12 protein-coding genes and 3 pseudogenes are annotated in these 14503 nt (G+C 46.8%); 8 read left to right on the forward strand and 7 right to left on the reverse strand.

Features of this window, described 5'->3' with window-relative positions; all coding sequences use genetic code 11:
- Window positions 1-71: 71 nt before the first annotated feature.
- The 7 genes and pseudogenes from WMO17_RS07310 to WMO17_RS07340 form a co-directional block, all read left to right on the forward strand.
- A pseudogene (locus tag WMO17_RS07310) lies at window positions 72-659 on the forward strand (TraG/VirB4 family ATPase); the annotation flags it as partial.
- Window positions 656-1552, forward strand: coding sequence for a DNA cytosine methyltransferase (locus tag WMO17_RS07315; RefSeq protein WP_349137796.1), 897 nt, complete (start codon window positions 656-658; stop codon window positions 1550-1552). The pseudogene WMO17_RS07310 and the gene WMO17_RS07315, both read left to right, overlap by 4 nt.
- Complete coding sequence (locus WMO17_RS07320) at window positions 1549-3534, forward strand: C40 family peptidase (protein WP_349137797.1); 1986 nt, start codon at window positions 1549-1551, stop codon at window positions 3532-3534. Before WMO17_RS07315 ends, WMO17_RS07320 begins: the two co-directional genes overlap by 4 nt.
- Window positions 3535-3552: 18 nt before the next feature.
- Window positions 3553-3804 carry a DUF4315 family protein gene (locus WMO17_RS07325; protein ID WP_112115227.1) on the forward strand — a complete coding sequence of 84 codons (252 nt, stop codon included), beginning with the start codon at window positions 3553-3555 and terminating at the stop codon, window positions 3802-3804.
- Between the two features lie 142 nt (window positions 3805-3946).
- Window positions 3947-4387: pseudogene (locus WMO17_RS13200) on the forward strand (DUF4366 domain-containing protein); the annotation flags it as partial.
- Window positions 4388-4453: 66 nt separating this feature from the next.
- Window positions 4454-4873, forward strand: a pseudogene (locus WMO17_RS07335) (DUF4316 domain-containing protein); the annotation flags it as partial.
- Between the two features lie 2 nt (window positions 4874-4875).
- Entirely contained in the window at window positions 4876-5079 is a 204-nt protein-coding gene (locus WMO17_RS07340; RefSeq protein ID WP_349137798.1) for a transposon-transfer assisting family protein, read from the forward strand.
- A gap of 83 nt (window positions 5080-5162) precedes the next feature.
- Here the strand turns inward: WMO17_RS07340 and WMO17_RS07345 are convergent, their stop codons facing one another.
- From WMO17_RS07345 to WMO17_RS07370, 6 genes are all read right to left on the reverse strand, one after another.
- Window positions 5163-7046 (reverse strand): NACHT domain-containing protein, encoded by a 1884-nt coding sequence (locus WMO17_RS07345; protein ID WP_349137799.1) that lies wholly within the window; start codon window positions 7044-7046, stop codon window positions 5163-5165.
- A 377-nt stretch (window positions 7047-7423) separates the two neighbouring features.
- Window positions 7424-8593, reverse strand: coding sequence for a protein kinase family protein (locus tag WMO17_RS07350; protein WP_154277752.1), 1170 nt, complete (start codon window positions 8591-8593; stop codon window positions 7424-7426).
- A gap of 44 nt (window positions 8594-8637) precedes the next feature.
- A complete protein-coding gene (locus WMO17_RS07355; protein ID WP_349137800.1) occupies window positions 8638-9690 on the reverse strand; it encodes a PDDEXK nuclease domain-containing protein in 1053 nt (350 codons plus the stop codon).
- 105 nt (window positions 9691-9795) lie between these two features.
- Window positions 9796-11124 carry a relaxase/mobilization nuclease domain-containing protein gene (locus WMO17_RS07360; protein WP_349137801.1) on the reverse strand — a complete coding sequence of 443 codons (1329 nt, stop codon included), beginning with the start codon at window positions 11122-11124 and terminating at the stop codon, window positions 9796-9798.
- Window positions 11085-11414 (reverse strand): plasmid mobilization protein, encoded by a 330-nt coding sequence (locus WMO17_RS07365; RefSeq protein WP_015536573.1) that lies wholly within the window; start codon window positions 11412-11414, stop codon window positions 11085-11087. Before WMO17_RS07365 ends, WMO17_RS07360 begins: the two co-directional genes overlap by 40 nt.
- 192 nt (window positions 11415-11606) lie before the next feature.
- On the reverse strand, window positions 11607-11975 hold the full coding sequence (locus tag WMO17_RS07370) for a helix-turn-helix transcriptional regulator (protein WP_349137802.1): 369 nt from the start codon (window positions 11973-11975) through the stop codon (window positions 11607-11609).
- Window positions 11976-12223: 248 nt separating this feature from the next.
- On the opposite strand from WMO17_RS07370, the gene WMO17_RS07375 reads away from it, so the two are divergent.
- Complete coding sequence (locus WMO17_RS07375; protein WP_270579811.1) at window positions 12224-12907, forward strand: response regulator transcription factor; 684 nt, start codon at window positions 12224-12226, stop codon at window positions 12905-12907.
- A gap of 125 nt (window positions 12908-13032) precedes the next feature.
- On the opposite strand, the gene WMO17_RS13205 is transcribed toward WMO17_RS07375, so the two are convergent.
- Window positions 13033-13572 (reverse strand): hypothetical protein, encoded by a 540-nt coding sequence (locus WMO17_RS13205; protein ID WP_435387697.1) that lies wholly within the window; start codon window positions 13570-13572, stop codon window positions 13033-13035.
- Between the last annotated feature and the right edge of the window lie 931 nt (window positions 13573-14503).

Genomic DNA, 14503 nt, shown 5'->3' on the forward strand with positions numbered 1-14503 from the left:
TTGCCTTTGAGGACATCAGCTATCAGCTGGCCCAGCCGGAAACGAGGACCGCCATCTTTGAACACCTGTGCGACCTGTACAACTATGTGGATGTGTCCGGCTCGCTGAACGTGTTTAACCACAAAACGAATGTGGACATCCACAACCGGCTTGTGGCCTTTGACATCAAAGAGTTAGGCAAGCAGTTAAAAAAACTGGGGATGCTCATTATCCAAGACCAGATATGGGGCCGCGTCACCCAGAACCGCAGCCAAGGCAGGGCTACATGGTATTTTGCAGACGAGTTCCATTTGCTCTTGAAAGAAGAACAGACCGCTGCTTATTCCGCAGAAATCTGGAAACGCTTCCGCAAATGGGGCGGTGTGCCCACGGGCGCCACCCAGAATGTGAAGGACCTTCTTTCTTCCCCGGAGATCGAGAACATTCTGGAAAACAGCGACTTCATCACGCTGCTGAATCAGGCATCCGGCGACCGCAAAATCCTTTCGGAACGGCTGAACCTTTCCGCAGACCAGCAGAAGTACATCGACAATTCGGAACCGGGCGAAGGACTGCTGATTTTTGAGAACGTGGTGCTGCCGTTTTCCAATCCTATTCCGAAAAACACCCAGCTCTATAAAATCATGACCACCCGGCTCAGCGAGGTGGTGGAACTATGAGCCTAACTCATTTCAGTTTGTTTTCCGGCATCGGCGGCATCGACCTTGCCGCAGAAGCAGCGGGTTTTACTTCGGTCTGCCAATGCGAGTGGGCAGCCTTCCCCGCCGCTGTGCTGGCAAGCCACTGGCCGGAGGTGCCCCGTTTTCAGGACATCACCACAGTAACAAAGGAGGCTTTCTTTGAAAAAACAGAACTTCGCACCGTCACCCTCATTTCAGGCGGCTTCCCGTGCCAGCCGTTCTCCACCGCAGGGCGGCAGCGCGGCTTCCACGATGAACGCTACCTCTGGCCCGAAATGCTGCGGGTTATCCGGGAATTGCAGCCCCGTTGGGTGCTTGGAGAAAATGTTGCTGGCTTCCTCCGTATGGGGCTCGACAAAACGCTCATTGACTTGGAGCAGGCAGGTTACGATGTTCGGGTTTTCGTATTACCTGCTGCTGCCGTTGGCGCGTGGCACGAACGGAAACGGGTATTTATCATCGGCTCCGCTGCTTCCCACACCCCTTGCCAGCGACACCGGGGATGTGGGCAAGGGGTTGGACATCCAAATCTCTGCGAACGGCAGCTATCGCAAGATGAACAAGGATGGCAAAGCATGGACGGCGCGGCTCTCTCATGTGGTCTACCGCATGACCCCCACCACGCTGGAAAGGCCCTACCTCAACCCGGACTGGGTAGAGTGGCTGATGGGTTTCCCGCGCAAATGGACGGACATTCCCTTTGGGCCGAAGAACCCGCCGACATCCCGCGCCTGACCGAAGAGGTGCCGAACCGCAGCAAGCGGATGAAAACACTGGGCAATGCAGTTTCGCCGCCGCAGGTGTTCCCGATTCTCAAATACATTGCGGACATTGAAACGGGCCGCTGTCCGATGGGAGGTGAAGAACCTTGAAAGAATTGCAGGCAAAAGCCAAAGTCACCCAGACCATGACCCGTGACGGTCTGGTGGTGGAAAATCAGGTTGATGGTACTGTGGAGAATGTTTCCAGCCGGGAAGCTGAACAGGATTACTCCACGGATGCCGAGGGCAAGGCCGAAAAAATTCTGGAACGGGCCGAGGACATCAAGGACGGTCATAAAAATAAAAAGAAAGCGAAAAAAGCAGCAGAAACAGCGGCCACCGCCGAAAGCGAAGATGGCCTGCACCGTTCCGCTGCCCGTTTGGACCTGACCGAGGAAGAACGGGCAGACCCGGCGTTGCAGCCGTATATCCAAAAGGCGGGAGCGAAAGCCGACAAACTGGATGCAGCCCGCGCCGCTCTGCCGAAAAAGCGCGTCCCGGTCAAGGGAAAAGTCTACGATGCTGTCAGCGGCAAGGCAAAATCCACCCTGCGTTTTGAGCAGCAGGACAAAGGCCAGCCCAGCTTGAAACCAAACCCGGCCAGTCGGCCGCTGTCGGAAGCATTGCTGTTTACTCACGGAAAAATCCACGAGGTCGAACACGAAAATGTGGGTGTAGAGGGCGGCCACAAGGGAGAAGAACTGGTGGAGCGGCAGACGGCCAAGGCCATCCGCAGCGGCATCCGGCACCACAAGATGAAGCCTTACAAGGCCGTGGAAAAGGCAGAACGGGAATTGCGTTCGGCTAATGCCGAGTATTTCTATCAGAAATCTTTGCGGGACAATCCGCAACTTGCGCAGTCTGCCAGCAATCCTATTTCCCGGATGTGGCAGAAACAGCGTATAAAGCAGCAATATGCCAAGACTGCACGGCAGGCCGGTCAAGCCGCCGCGCAGGGTGCCGCCGCCACCGCAGAGAACGGTTTCCGGGTGACGAAGCTGGTAGCCGAGGGCGGCGAACGGGTGGCAGAATTTGCAGCCCAGAACTGGAAAACCATTCTGATCGTGGCGGTGTTCGGTCTGCTGGCTCTGCTCTTGATAACGGGTTTGCAGTCCTGCACCGTGATGGCGGGCACTGCCGGGACCGGCGTGACAGCATCCTCTTATTTTTCCAAGGATAAGGATATGCTGGGCGCAGAGAAAGCCTACGCCAAGTTGGAACAAAAACTGCAACGGTATCTCGACACCTACGAGGCCACCCACAACTACGATGAATACCACTTTTATCTGGACGAAATCGAGCATGACCCCTATGTGCTGATCTCGATTTTGTCCGCACTCCATGACGGCGTTTTTACATTGGCCGAGGTGCAGGGTGAAATCGAAATGCTCTTTGAAAAGCAATATATCCTGACCGAGACCGTGACCATGCAGATACGTTACCGTACAAAAATGATGGTCATTATTGGCCCGTATGGTGTGCCGCAAGTTATCACCTACCAAGAACCGTATGAATACTACATCTGCACGGTCAAGCTGAAGAACAAAGATTTGTCCCATCTGCCCGTGGAAGTGCTGACCGAGGAACAGCTTAGTGCCTATTCGCTCTATATGCGCACGCTGGGCAACCGGCCGGATTTGTTTGGCAAAGCGCAATACCCCAATGCGTCCACCATCAAGCAGCCCACCTACTACGATATTCCCCCGGAAGCACTAAAGGATGATAGGTTTGCCGCCATGATGGAGGAAGCCACGAAGTACATCGGCTATCCGTATGTGTGGGGCGGCAGTTCGCCCAGCACCAGCTTTGATTGCAGCGGCTACATTTCGTGGGTTCTGAATCATTCCGGCTGGAACGTGGGCCGTCAGACCGCACAGGGCCTTTACAACTTCTGTACTCCTGTTTCGGCCGCACAGGTCAAACCGGGCGACCTTGTGTTTTTCAAGGGAACCTACGATACCCCCGGCGTGAGCCATTGCGGTATCTATGTAGGCAATTCCATCATGCTGCACTGCGGCGACCCTATCTCCTACACGAACCTCAACTCAAAATATTGGCAGGAACATTTTTACAGCTATGGGCGTTTACCGTGACGCCAGAAAGGATTTTGTATGGCAAAAAGACTTTCCCGCATTGAGCGCGATATTGAACGGCTCAAAGAAAAAATCAGCGAATACCAGCAGCAGTTGAAAGAACTGGAAGCTGAAAAGACCGAACAGGAAAATTTGCAGATCATTCAGCTGGTGCGCAGCATGAATATGACACCGGACGAGTTTGCAGCCTTCCTGCGCAGCGGTGCGCTGAACGCTGCGCCCACCGTTACCCCGTACCACAAACAGGAGGATGCCGCCGATGAAACCTGATAACTGGAACCGTTTCACTGCCGGACTGCTGGCCATCCTGCTCTGCCTCTGCTCGTTCTCCATGCCCGCTTTTGCAAGCGGCTCTGACCCTGCCCCGGAACCTCTGCCGGAGATTATCGAAGAAGAACCCACCACGGGCGGCATGGAGCCGGAGGGTGTGCCCATCACGCCCAAGGGCAATGCAACACTGGTGGATGACTTTTACGGCGACAAGCAGCTTATCACAGTGACCACCAAAGCCGGGAATTATTTTTACATTCTGATCGACCGCGCCAATGAGGACAAAGAAACGTCTGTCCACTTCCTGAACCAAGTGGACGATGCCGACTTGCTGGCCCTGCTGGATGAAGAACCGCAGACTGCCGAAGTCTGTACCTGCACTGTGAAATGCGAGGCCGGGAACGTCAACGAAAACTGCCCCTTGTGTGAAAAGAGTCTGCGCAACTGCACGGCCCCGGAAGCTGTGAAAACTGACACCGAAACGCCGCAGGAAAAGCCCAAGTCCAACATGGGCAGTCTGATGATCCTGCTGGTGCTGGCTCTGGCGGGCGGCGGCGCAGGACTCTATTATTTCAAGTTCCGCAAATCGAAAGCCGACACTACCGGGCACGATGATCTGGACGAATACGATTTTGGCGAGGACGAGGATCCGGCAGATTTCAAGGGACACTCGCTGTCTGTTTCGGATGTGGTGGTGCTGCACCAGAATGGGCAGGACACCGCCCACTACTGCGACAGTGTGGGCTTCCAGCAGGTGCCGGAGTTCTTGCGAGAAAATCCGCTGCGCACCGCAGAGCTTTCCATCGAACAGAATGAAAATATGATTGATGGCGTGCTGAACAATGCACCCTCTTTGGGCGAATTGGAGGCCAAAGCAAGGGCCGGAGAACAAATTTCTCTGACGGACCTTGCCGCCGCAGTCAAGGCCGAAGAAAAGGCGCCGAAAGCAAAAGAATCCCGAACGGCCAAACCGAAAAAGCCGTCCATCCGGGCACAGTTGGATGCCGCAAAAAAGGAACAGAGCAAGCAAACGCCGCCACGGAAAAAGACAAAGGAATTGGAGGTCTGACCATGAATTTCAGCGTTGAAGAAGAAAATTTGATCTGTATGTACCACACTTCTGACCGTTGCCGGACGATGGCACGGATGCGGGCTGCCCTGCCGGACATGGACACGGAAATGCGGCGGCTGGCAAATGGCACCATTGCAAAGTTGGAGCACATGACTGATGCCGACTTTGACGGGCAGAGGTTTGATTTTACCAACAGCACCTAATTTTAGCATGTTATATAAAAAGAACAGCAGAACTCGTACTAGTCAAATGTGCGATTCTGCTGCTCTTTTCCTATATATTCTGATTATAATTCATCGAGAATAGATGACACTTTTTTCTTGCGAGATATAGAATTTTCACCATATTTTTCCAATATTTTGAAGCTGAATATAAACCGCGCTTCTACCCATTTACATGCTTCCAAAAAATCTGCTACTGTAAAATTGTGCTTATCCAAGAAAATCATAAGATCATCAAATTCAATAGGCTCTATATGATATCGATTTTGGGGATCTTGTTTTTCTCTTTCTGACACCCATGTGCTTGCAATTTCTCTGGATTTTTTAATTCCTTCTGCATTTGGATTAAAAAAATGGTTCAGTTTACATGTTATCATCAGAATATTACACAAATATCGATTGGAAATACCAAAATCGATTGTGTAGTCCGTTACCCTTTTGCTGTTTTCTAGCTTATATAGCCTTCTTAAGTGTACACCAGAAAACAGTTCTTTCAACAACTCTACGCTAAATCCCATTGAATCATAAAGTTCTTTCAATTTTTTCAATCCGGGACAAAGAACTATTTTATTTACTTTGTCCGGTTGTAAATTATACAGCATCGACATATATTCATCGCCTACAACAGAAATCGATTCATCAAACCATGTCGCTAGAAGTTTGGATTGAACATCATCTGTCAATTTGCATGTATATAATGCTGCAAAATACTCTTGAAAAGACCTATGAGAGAAACGATACGACAATCCATCTTTTACCAACATGCATACTGACAATGTGAGGTCTTCCTGAAAATCTTCAATTGTAAATTTATATAGTGGAAATCTACTTTGCGCTTCTTGAATTCGTTCTCGCAACTGGTGTTCCGTAAATTCAAACTGTCCCCTGAAATATGATTTAAAACAGATATACGAAAATACTGTTTTAAATTCTTCACAGCCTAAACCAGTTCGAATATCTCGTAAATAGCAATCTTTTGTCGCATCGTGCATATTAAAGAGCGTCGTAAAGGCTTCCTCGTAGAATTCGTTTAAGTTCTCTGGAATTGAAGCATGATTGCTAAATGTCAGCAACATTATCGTTAGCAAAAGTGGATTAGATGCAAAAGACGTATATTTATCATAAAGTGTCCTACTTAACTCTGTATAAAACGCTCTCTTGGCCGATTCATCAAACTCAATTTTGTTGACGAGACTTAATGCTTGTTTTTTCGAAAGAGGCATAACAGACGTTTCAACAAAATCATTCCATCCAATAAACATTTCTGTGGGACGCGAAGATATAATATATGTGTTTTTCTCAAATTTATCGCTAAAACTTTTTATCTCCTCTTGAACTTTTTTCAGTTTATCACGATTAACTTCATCAAATCCATCTAAAAGAATGATATATCCTCCTTTCTCCAGGCTGTATTTATAGTATTCATCTGCTAATGTAAAGCCATTATCCGATAGCGTCTGATAAACCGCACGGTATATTGAAATGTCCTTATTTTCCATGCCGTTAAACTTTCTGAGTTCAAGCAATACCGGAATGTACTCTGTTTCTTTTATCGTGCTAAGGAACAGGTGCTTCATTAAAATTGATTTTCCTATGCCACCCGTTCCCGTTACAAGAATTTTCTTTCCAATTTTCAACACATCACTAACATTGCTTGTTTTGATAACCTTTCCCTCTAACCTCAGCCCAACACATTCATAAAATGAGTATATATCCTTGGGAACTCTTCTATAAATTAACGTTTTGATTTTGCTATTTCTTTCTTGTGTGACACGGATATAGTCATTAAAAGCAGTTCCTATTTCAATTGATTCTTCTGCACTAAAATCCTTAAAATATTTTTTTACTTTCGCCCAACCTGATGTTGCAGCACTTTTCATTAAATTTGCTGCGGTATCACTTATTATTTTTCCTGCATCTACGGGTGAATATACAATTGGATTTTCCATTTCAATTCCTCCTAAAACTATATTGTACGATTTTAAAATTAATTTTTATAGTTCATCCATGATTTTTTGAATCGCATAGCAGGTATCATCAAAAGAAACACCCTTCGCATAGTCGTATTCCCCGCTATACTTGCTCCTCTGCTTGCGGAGTGTATCGCTATCCCGAACTTCCTGTATAATCTCCCGGTACTGTGCTAAGATTTTAGCACTGCCGCACTTTTCTGTTGTCTGCTCCAGTGCCCGCCGTAGAGTTGCCTTGTCGTATTCGCCCCCGTGCAGAGCGTACAGGATATAAATTGTATTATAGAGAAATAATGTGTGAATATCAAAACAAGAATATGAATCATAATAATTCGATGATGATTGACTGGCTGTTTCTATGTTAAATTGCCAAATTCAATTTGCATTTCAGAAACATTTTTAAATCGCTTGGAGCGGTCTGGATTCAATCCCTTTTCAACGAATTTTTTCAGGGACTGGTTGACTATATTATTAGTATTCATTTTCCCTGTCATAACAAAATATACAATCCGTGTCAATGCATATATTTCATGTTCAATATTATAGGTGTTGAATCCTTCTACCGCAAGAATTGGGTCGTTAAAATAGCCTTTAGGCTCTGTAGTTGCTGATGTAAGTGAACTGTTCGGGATTTTAACTAGTCCAAAATCTGCAATTTTGATAACGATGGTATCTTCATAAAGTTTAACTAAAATATTTTTCGGACTTATATCTCTATGAAGTTGACCTTTTGAGTGAATATACTCAAACGCTCGTAATATTTGACGAACTATCGACTTGCGTTGCTTACAGTCTAAGGTTGAATTATGGCTCGAAATATATCCATCTAATGTATCATCCATATATTCCATAATATACTCATTTTTGGCAGAGTTATAGTTATAAACTTCAACAACATACGGAGAGGACAATGTACGCATTACATCATACTCTCTTCTAAAACGCGCCAACTCTTTTGAATCTAGTCCCTTTTTTGCTCGCTTTAATATAAAAAATCTATTATAGAAAGTATCTTTGTATTTGAAAACATTTGCATAAGAGCCCTCACCAACCAGTTTTAATTGGTAGGTCAGTTCCTGTTGCTCATGAGAAACGGTAACACTTGAAACGGGAGTGAATATTGGAATCATATAATATAGGTCTATTTTGGCCATATTGGGAGGTAACTCGCTACCACCGCTAGAACGCAAAAAATCCCGACATTTTAAAAACAAATCGGCATAATAAGAATCGATATTGAAAGCAAGGGGAGTTCCTTTAAGAGCCCCAAAAAGTCCATTGATTATGTCCAAACGCCTGATAAGCTCTCGACTCTCATCGGCCCAGAAGTGTGCTTCACACTCACCTGTAGGCAAACGATCATTCATCCTTTTGAAAAGAAGAATCAAATCATGATGCAGAGTTGTAAGGATTTCTCGAAGATGCGGATGCGTAAATGCTTTGTACAAGTCCGCATACTCTGCATTGGGTTCACTGCACTCCATTAGTTCACGATATTGTGCTTCTATACAATTTTCAACATTCATTACTGCCTCCTATATCTATAAAAGTTAAATGTTTTTCATGAGCATTATTGTTTATCATCTAATTTCGGATGTTGCATATAGAAAATATTCTTCTGCCGTTCGATCTCAGCCCGCAGCTGTTCTTTGGTCGGCAGGTAAGTCAAATACTTCGACATGAACAGATGGTCGTTATCATGCAGGACAGAGTATCTCGCGATGTCCTCGCTGGTTTCGCCACACAGCAGAATGCCGATCGTGGGGTTGTCACCCTCTTTGCATTTGAGTTCATCGTACATCCGAACATACATATCAATCTGGCCGACATCTTGATGGGTGATCGTCCCCATCTTCAAGTCAATCAGAACATAGCATTTCAGTTCGATGTTGTAAAACACAAGGTCGATGTAGTAATCTTCCGTATCGGTCACAATATGCTGCTGCCGGGCCACGAAAGCAAATCCCTTTCCCATTTCCATGAGGAAGTCCCGGATGTGAGAAAGAATTGCAGACTCCAAATCGGACTCTGCAAAGGAATCTTCAGTGCGAAAGCCTAAAAATTCTGCCACAATGGGGCTTTTGAGAAGTTCAAACTGATGCTTGGGTTCTGCTACCGTTTTCTCTTTCATTTCTGCAATGACGGCTTCTTTTTTCGGAGAATGGAGCAACCGATAATAATACTGTGTGCCAATGTTGCGGTCAAGGGTGCGAACACTCCAATTTTCATTGGCAGCTTCATTCATATACCAAACACGGGCATCTTCGTCAGAAACACGTAACAACGCACGAAAATGTGACCAGTTGAGATTTGGAACACGCGTGTTCCAAATCTCAAAGTCGGGAAAGCACAAATAAAATTTTCGGTAGTATCGGAGACTTCTACCAGAATAATTGCTTCCAAACTCTTTCGTAAGTTCATCAGACAGAATCGAAATCAGCCGTTTGCCATACTCTGCACGCTCGGCACCGCTCTGTTCCTCTTCAACAATGCGCTTTCCAATGTTCCAGTAGGTCATAATCATTGCGCGGTTAGCTGCATTATAGGCAACATTCTGGCCTGCGGCAATCAAATTTTTAATATCGGAGATTACAGGCTGATACGGAATGAGGTTGCTGTCCATTTGAAAAATCTCCTTTCCAACTGAGGATTTTTTTAAGAATCATTGTTTTAATTATAGCAGATATTGTCTGAACTGTCAGCCGATTGTAAGGAAAACTTGCGCAGCTTACCGTTCCTGCATCTGCTCCTTTCCCGGTGCTGTCCGCAGAATGCCGTCCACATTCTGCTTTATGATGCCATACTCCTGCATCTGGCGTTTGGCATCATTGTACTGCCGCTGCATCTGGTCTTTCTGCTCGGCCAGTTGCTTATACTCGTTTTTCAGGGCGTAGAGGTCGGGTAGCTTTTGAAAGCCCTGCTCTTTTAGAGCTTTCGCCGCTCCTTCATAGAGAATCAAGGTTCCTTCATGTTTACGTCGGAACTGCTTTTTGTCAGCAGCCCGCTGATACTCCTGCAACAGTGGGCGCAGTTCTTTACAGGTGGTGACATCCTTTATCAGCACGGCCATTTCAGCAAGTCGGCGCTCTGCTGCTTTCAATGCGGCGGCAGCTTCGGTGCTGGCGGCGGTGATCTCGGCCACCCGGCTTTCCAAATCCGGGTAGCTTTCGATTTCATGCTCGGTCAGGAAGTTCAGCGTCCGGGCCGCCTGTTTCAGATTGTGGAGTTTTGCCCGCTTCTCATACCCTGCGGACTGCTGGGCCTTGATGCTGTTCTCCAAATCAATCCGCAGCGAAATTTTGCGGTTTTCTTTGGGCTTCCGCTCCACGAACCGCCCTTTGATGCGTTCGGTGATGGCTTCCTCGGTATAGGCTTCTCCCAGCGTTTTGCAGCGGGTGAACCGCTCCTGTCCGGGCGCGCGGAATGAAACGTACTTACCCCGTTTGACCTCGTAGCCCTGCTCCTGCAGGAGCCGCAGAAAATCGTCAAAATCCTTGGCCTGCGGGATGGCTGCATCTATGGCCGCTTTCAGCGTTGCCTTCCAACTCGTGCCCTTGCGGTGCGCGTCCCACTCGGCATAACTCTTGCCCCGTTCTTGACCGGGCATTACCACGGATAGGCCGTATTCCTTGCACAGCCGGTCGCTGATGCGCCGGATGTAGGCATAACTCTGCCGGTTGGAAACATACTTTCGCTGATTCACCATGTCCACAGCACAGAAGATGATGTGATTATGGACGTGCCCTTTGTCAATGTGCGTGGTCAGCACATACGGGTATTTGCCTTGCAGGACTTCATCTGCAAGCTGCCGGCCAATCTCGTGGGCCCGCTCCGGCGTGGTTTCGCCCGGCGCAAAAGACTGTATCAGGTGGTGGGCCAGATTGTTGCCTTTCTGCATGGCTTGTGATAGCAGCAGTTCAAATTCGATGTCGGCGGTTTCATAGGAGCAGGCAAAGGAGGACACCAGCATTTTTTCATCCGTCTTGGCTGGATTCTCGATGTAGTCCAGTGCCTTTTTCAGCGTTGACTTGATAGGATGTATCTTTGTAACTGCCATATCTGTGCCAGCGCTCCTTTGATGTCCGCAACATCTTGTGTGTACAGCGGCCCCATGCTGTTCAGCCGCCGTGCAATCTGATTGACATTGACACCGATCTTCTGCAATTCGGCGGTCTGTGCCCGGATGTCAGTGGTGTCGATGTGGACAACATAACCATCTATCAGCATCTTCCGGGCGTAGGCAGAAAAATTCCGTGTGTGCAGCAGAGCCATCTTCTGCCGGATAAGTTCCTGTTCCTCCGGCGTCACGGGAACACGCAGAACAATTTTTCGGGTTCGGTTCGTCATAGTTTCACCTCGTTTCTTGGGGGTCTGGGGGTACTCCCCAGCAAGCATTTTTGCCGGGAGTGGCTACACTCCCTATGCTTGCTACGTTACCTTTCCCCACTACTATGACACCACAACACCCCCGTTTTGCCCGCAAAATGCAAAAAAATAAGAGGACGCTTTTTGCATCCTCTCAATAACCATGCGTGGCAATCAGACACACGCAGGCTCTTTTTTCTGTTCATGGATTCGCAGCGCACCGTCAATGGCACCTTCTACGATGGGTAAGTATTTTTCCGGGCAAAGCTGCAGCTTGTGGCTGACCCGCTGACGTTCCGCACTTTCTTCCCGCATGAGTTCCGGGTTGAAGTACCGCTCCACGGGCAGACCACATATTTTTATCAGCTGAATCACCACCGGCAGGCTGGGCAGCGTGCCTTCGTTTTCGATGTTCGCAAGATAGCGGCTGTCACAATGTATCATGTCAGCCAGCGCACTGCGGGAAAGTTGTTTTGCCTTTCGTGCTGCCTTGACATCCGCTCCGAACGTTTCAAAGCCGGGACAGTCCTCAATTTTTGCCATTCTGCATCACCCATATACATTTTATAGTTCATGGACGACACATGGAATGTTGTAAAAGCTATTCTGATTACACTTTATATTTCATCCTTCTGCGTTGCTATTATTAGTGCAGCCATATATAATGAGGCTGGACCGTTCTTTGCAAGAGAAAAGGCACGTTTCCCGTTTTAATTATCAGAGAAAATCACTCCATCGTGAGGTTTCTGTGACATTTGGGCGCTACACTGAAAATGAAGGAGTGTTATACCATGCGAATTTTAGTAGTCGAGGATGATCGACTTTTGAATAATACTTTATGCTATAACTTGAATACTGCGGGCTATGCGGTTGATTCTGCACTGACAAAATCAGCGGCCAGTAGTTTCTTGACGAAGCAGGACTATGACCTGATTGTGCTGGATGTAAATTTGCCGGACGGGAACGGTTTTGACTTCTGTCGGGAGGTAAAAGAACGCCGCCCCGATACCGCTATTATTTTTCTGACCGCAAATGATATGGAAAGCGATATGCTCAAAGGGTATGAACTGGGCGCAGAGGATTATGTGACAAAGCCTTTCCCTATGAGCGTCTTTCAAAAGAAATTGGCGGTAGTGCTGGGTAGGCTGACAAAACAATATGGTGGTGATACTTATGAGGATGGCACACTGACTATCAATTTTTCAGAAATGAGTGCTACTCTATCAGGAAAGCCCCTTGCATTCACACCACTGGAATATCGACTTTTGAAAATCCTTATGAAAAATCCACAGATTGTTTTGACACGGCAAGTCTTGTTGGAAAAGCTGTGGGACGCAGACGGAAATTTTGTGGATGAACACGCTCTGACTGCGGCTATCAGCCGGGTACGAAACAAAATCGAAACACCCGACCGTCAGTACATCAAAACGGTATATGGTATGGGCTATATGTGGATCGGAGGGGCGCTGAAATGAATGTGCGAAAACTTTCCGTCAACAAAGCCTGTATCTTTTTAGCTGTTCTCCTGCTGGCGGCAATGGTAACGGTTTCAGTGGCTTTATATGCGTTGACCCAAGATATAACCGCTGTTTGGTATGTACTATTGTTCGGCATCTTTGTGCTGTTTTGCTCTATTTGTTTTATGGTGCTGGTTCGCCGCAAATTGGCGATGTTCTCCGATGCTTTTTGCAGTTTGATGGATGATATGTTGTCCGGGAATATGCAGCCGAAACAGACTGTGGAAGAAGAAAGTCTTTTCTATAAAATTGAATATCGGTTGAACCGTTTGTATGAAGTCATGCAGGAAAACAAAAACAGCATTGCACAAGAGCGGGCTGACTTGCAAGAACTGATTTCCGATATTTCCCATCAGGTCAAGACCCCTATTGCGAACTTGAAAATGATTAACAGCACCCTGCTTGAAAATGAAGTCCCTGTGCAAAAGCAAAAAGAGTTTCTTACAGCACAGGCCAGCCAGCTTGATAAACTGGATTTTCTCATGCAGGCTATGATTAAAACCTCGCGTCTGGAAACAGGTGTCATTTCTCTGGAAAAGAAAAGCCAGCCGCTTTATGACACGCTTGCCGCCGCATTGGGAGATATCCTTCTGAACGCCGAGAAAAAACAGATTAATGTTCAAGTGGACTGCCCGGAGAGCTTGATCGTTTCTCATGACAGAAAATGGACAGGTGAAGCGCTGTTCAACATTTTGGATAATGCGGTGAAATATACGCCGGAGGGCGGTCAAATCCGGGTTTCGGTTGAAAGTTGGGAAATGTATGTGAAAATTGACATTGCTGATAGAAAAGCAATTAAGCTATCTCTTATGGGTATTCCTATTGGACTATTGTTGGGATGGCCGATTGGTCGGTTGTTGCTGCCTGCGATTGTAAATATGCTAACTGATGATATAAGGATCGTTACTACGGTAAATCCATTGATCTTTTTGGTGGCGATTGTCTTTTCCGCAATTACAGTTTTCATTAGCTGTCAAAAACCTGCGATATTGGCGGCTAAAGTTTCTCCGATGGAGGCACTGCACTATATTGAACAGACTGGTGGAAAGAAAAAGCAGCGGCGCAGTAAGCATATCAGCACAATGATGATGGCAAAGAACAATCTGACTCGAAACAAGAAAAAAGTAATGATCGTTACTTTGTCTTTTGCCCTTAGTATTGTTCTCTTGAATAGCGTTTATACCTATGTGACCTCCTTTGACTTTGATAAGTTTGTGGCTGATTTCAGCCTTACAGATTTTACAGTTTCCGATACAACAGTAATTAACAATTATGCGCCATATAACACAGCGAATGTAAGCCAAGATTTTATTAGCCAGGCAGAAAGTTTGAATGGTCTTGAAGATATAGGAAATATCTACTTATGGACTTCCAAACAGCCGCTTTCTGAAAACGACCTCGCCCGATTACAGGAACTCTCTGCTTGTTCCAGTGATATTGCAAATGAACTGGAAAATTATAGGGTTCGACAGGAACATGGTGTGAATGTATATGGCTTGGATGATTTTCCGGCAGAATATGTACAGGTGTTAGACGGTGAACTAAACACGGAAC

Source organism: Faecalibacterium faecis, from assembly GCF_040096475.1.
In the GTDB taxonomy this organism is placed as follows: domain Bacteria; phylum Bacillota; class Clostridia; order Oscillospirales; family Ruminococcaceae; genus Faecalibacterium; species Faecalibacterium taiwanense.

Bases quoted from the DNA above. Each gene is read 5' to 3' on its own strand.
- WMO17_RS07315 (WP_349137796.1), top strand. From the start codon at position 656: ATGAGCCTAACTCATTTCAGTTTGTTTTCCGGCATCGGCGGCATCGAC.
- WMO17_RS07325 (WP_112115227.1), top strand. From the start codon at position 3,553: ATGGCAAAAAGACTTTCCCGCATTGAGCGCGATATTGAACGGCTCAAA.
- WMO17_RS07340 (WP_349137798.1), top strand. From the start codon at position 4,876: ATGAATTTCAGCGTTGAAGAAGAAAATTTGATCTGTATGTACCACACT.
- WMO17_RS07345 (WP_349137799.1), bottom strand. From the start codon at position 7,046: ATGGAAAATCCAATTGTATATTCACCCGTAGATGCAGGAAAAATAATA.
- WMO17_RS07350 (WP_154277752.1), bottom strand. From the start codon at position 8,593: ATGAATGTTGAAAATTGTATAGAAGCACAATATCGTGAACTAATGGAG.
- WMO17_RS07355 (WP_349137800.1), bottom strand. From the start codon at position 9,690: ATGGACAGCAACCTCATTCCGTATCAGCCTGTAATCTCCGATATTAAA.
- WMO17_RS07360 (WP_349137801.1), bottom strand. From the start codon at position 11,124: ATGGCAGTTACAAAGATACATCCTATCAAGTCAACGCTGAAAAAGGCA.
- WMO17_RS07365 (WP_015536573.1), bottom strand. From the start codon at position 11,414: ATGACGAACCGAACCCGAAAAATTGTTCTGCGTGTTCCCGTGACGCCG.
- WMO17_RS07370 (WP_349137802.1), bottom strand. From the start codon at position 11,975: ATGGCAAAAATTGAGGACTGTCCCGGCTTTGAAACGTTCGGAGCGGAT.
- WMO17_RS07375 (WP_270579811.1), top strand. From the start codon at position 12,224: ATGCGAATTTTAGTAGTCGAGGATGATCGACTTTTGAATAATACTTTA.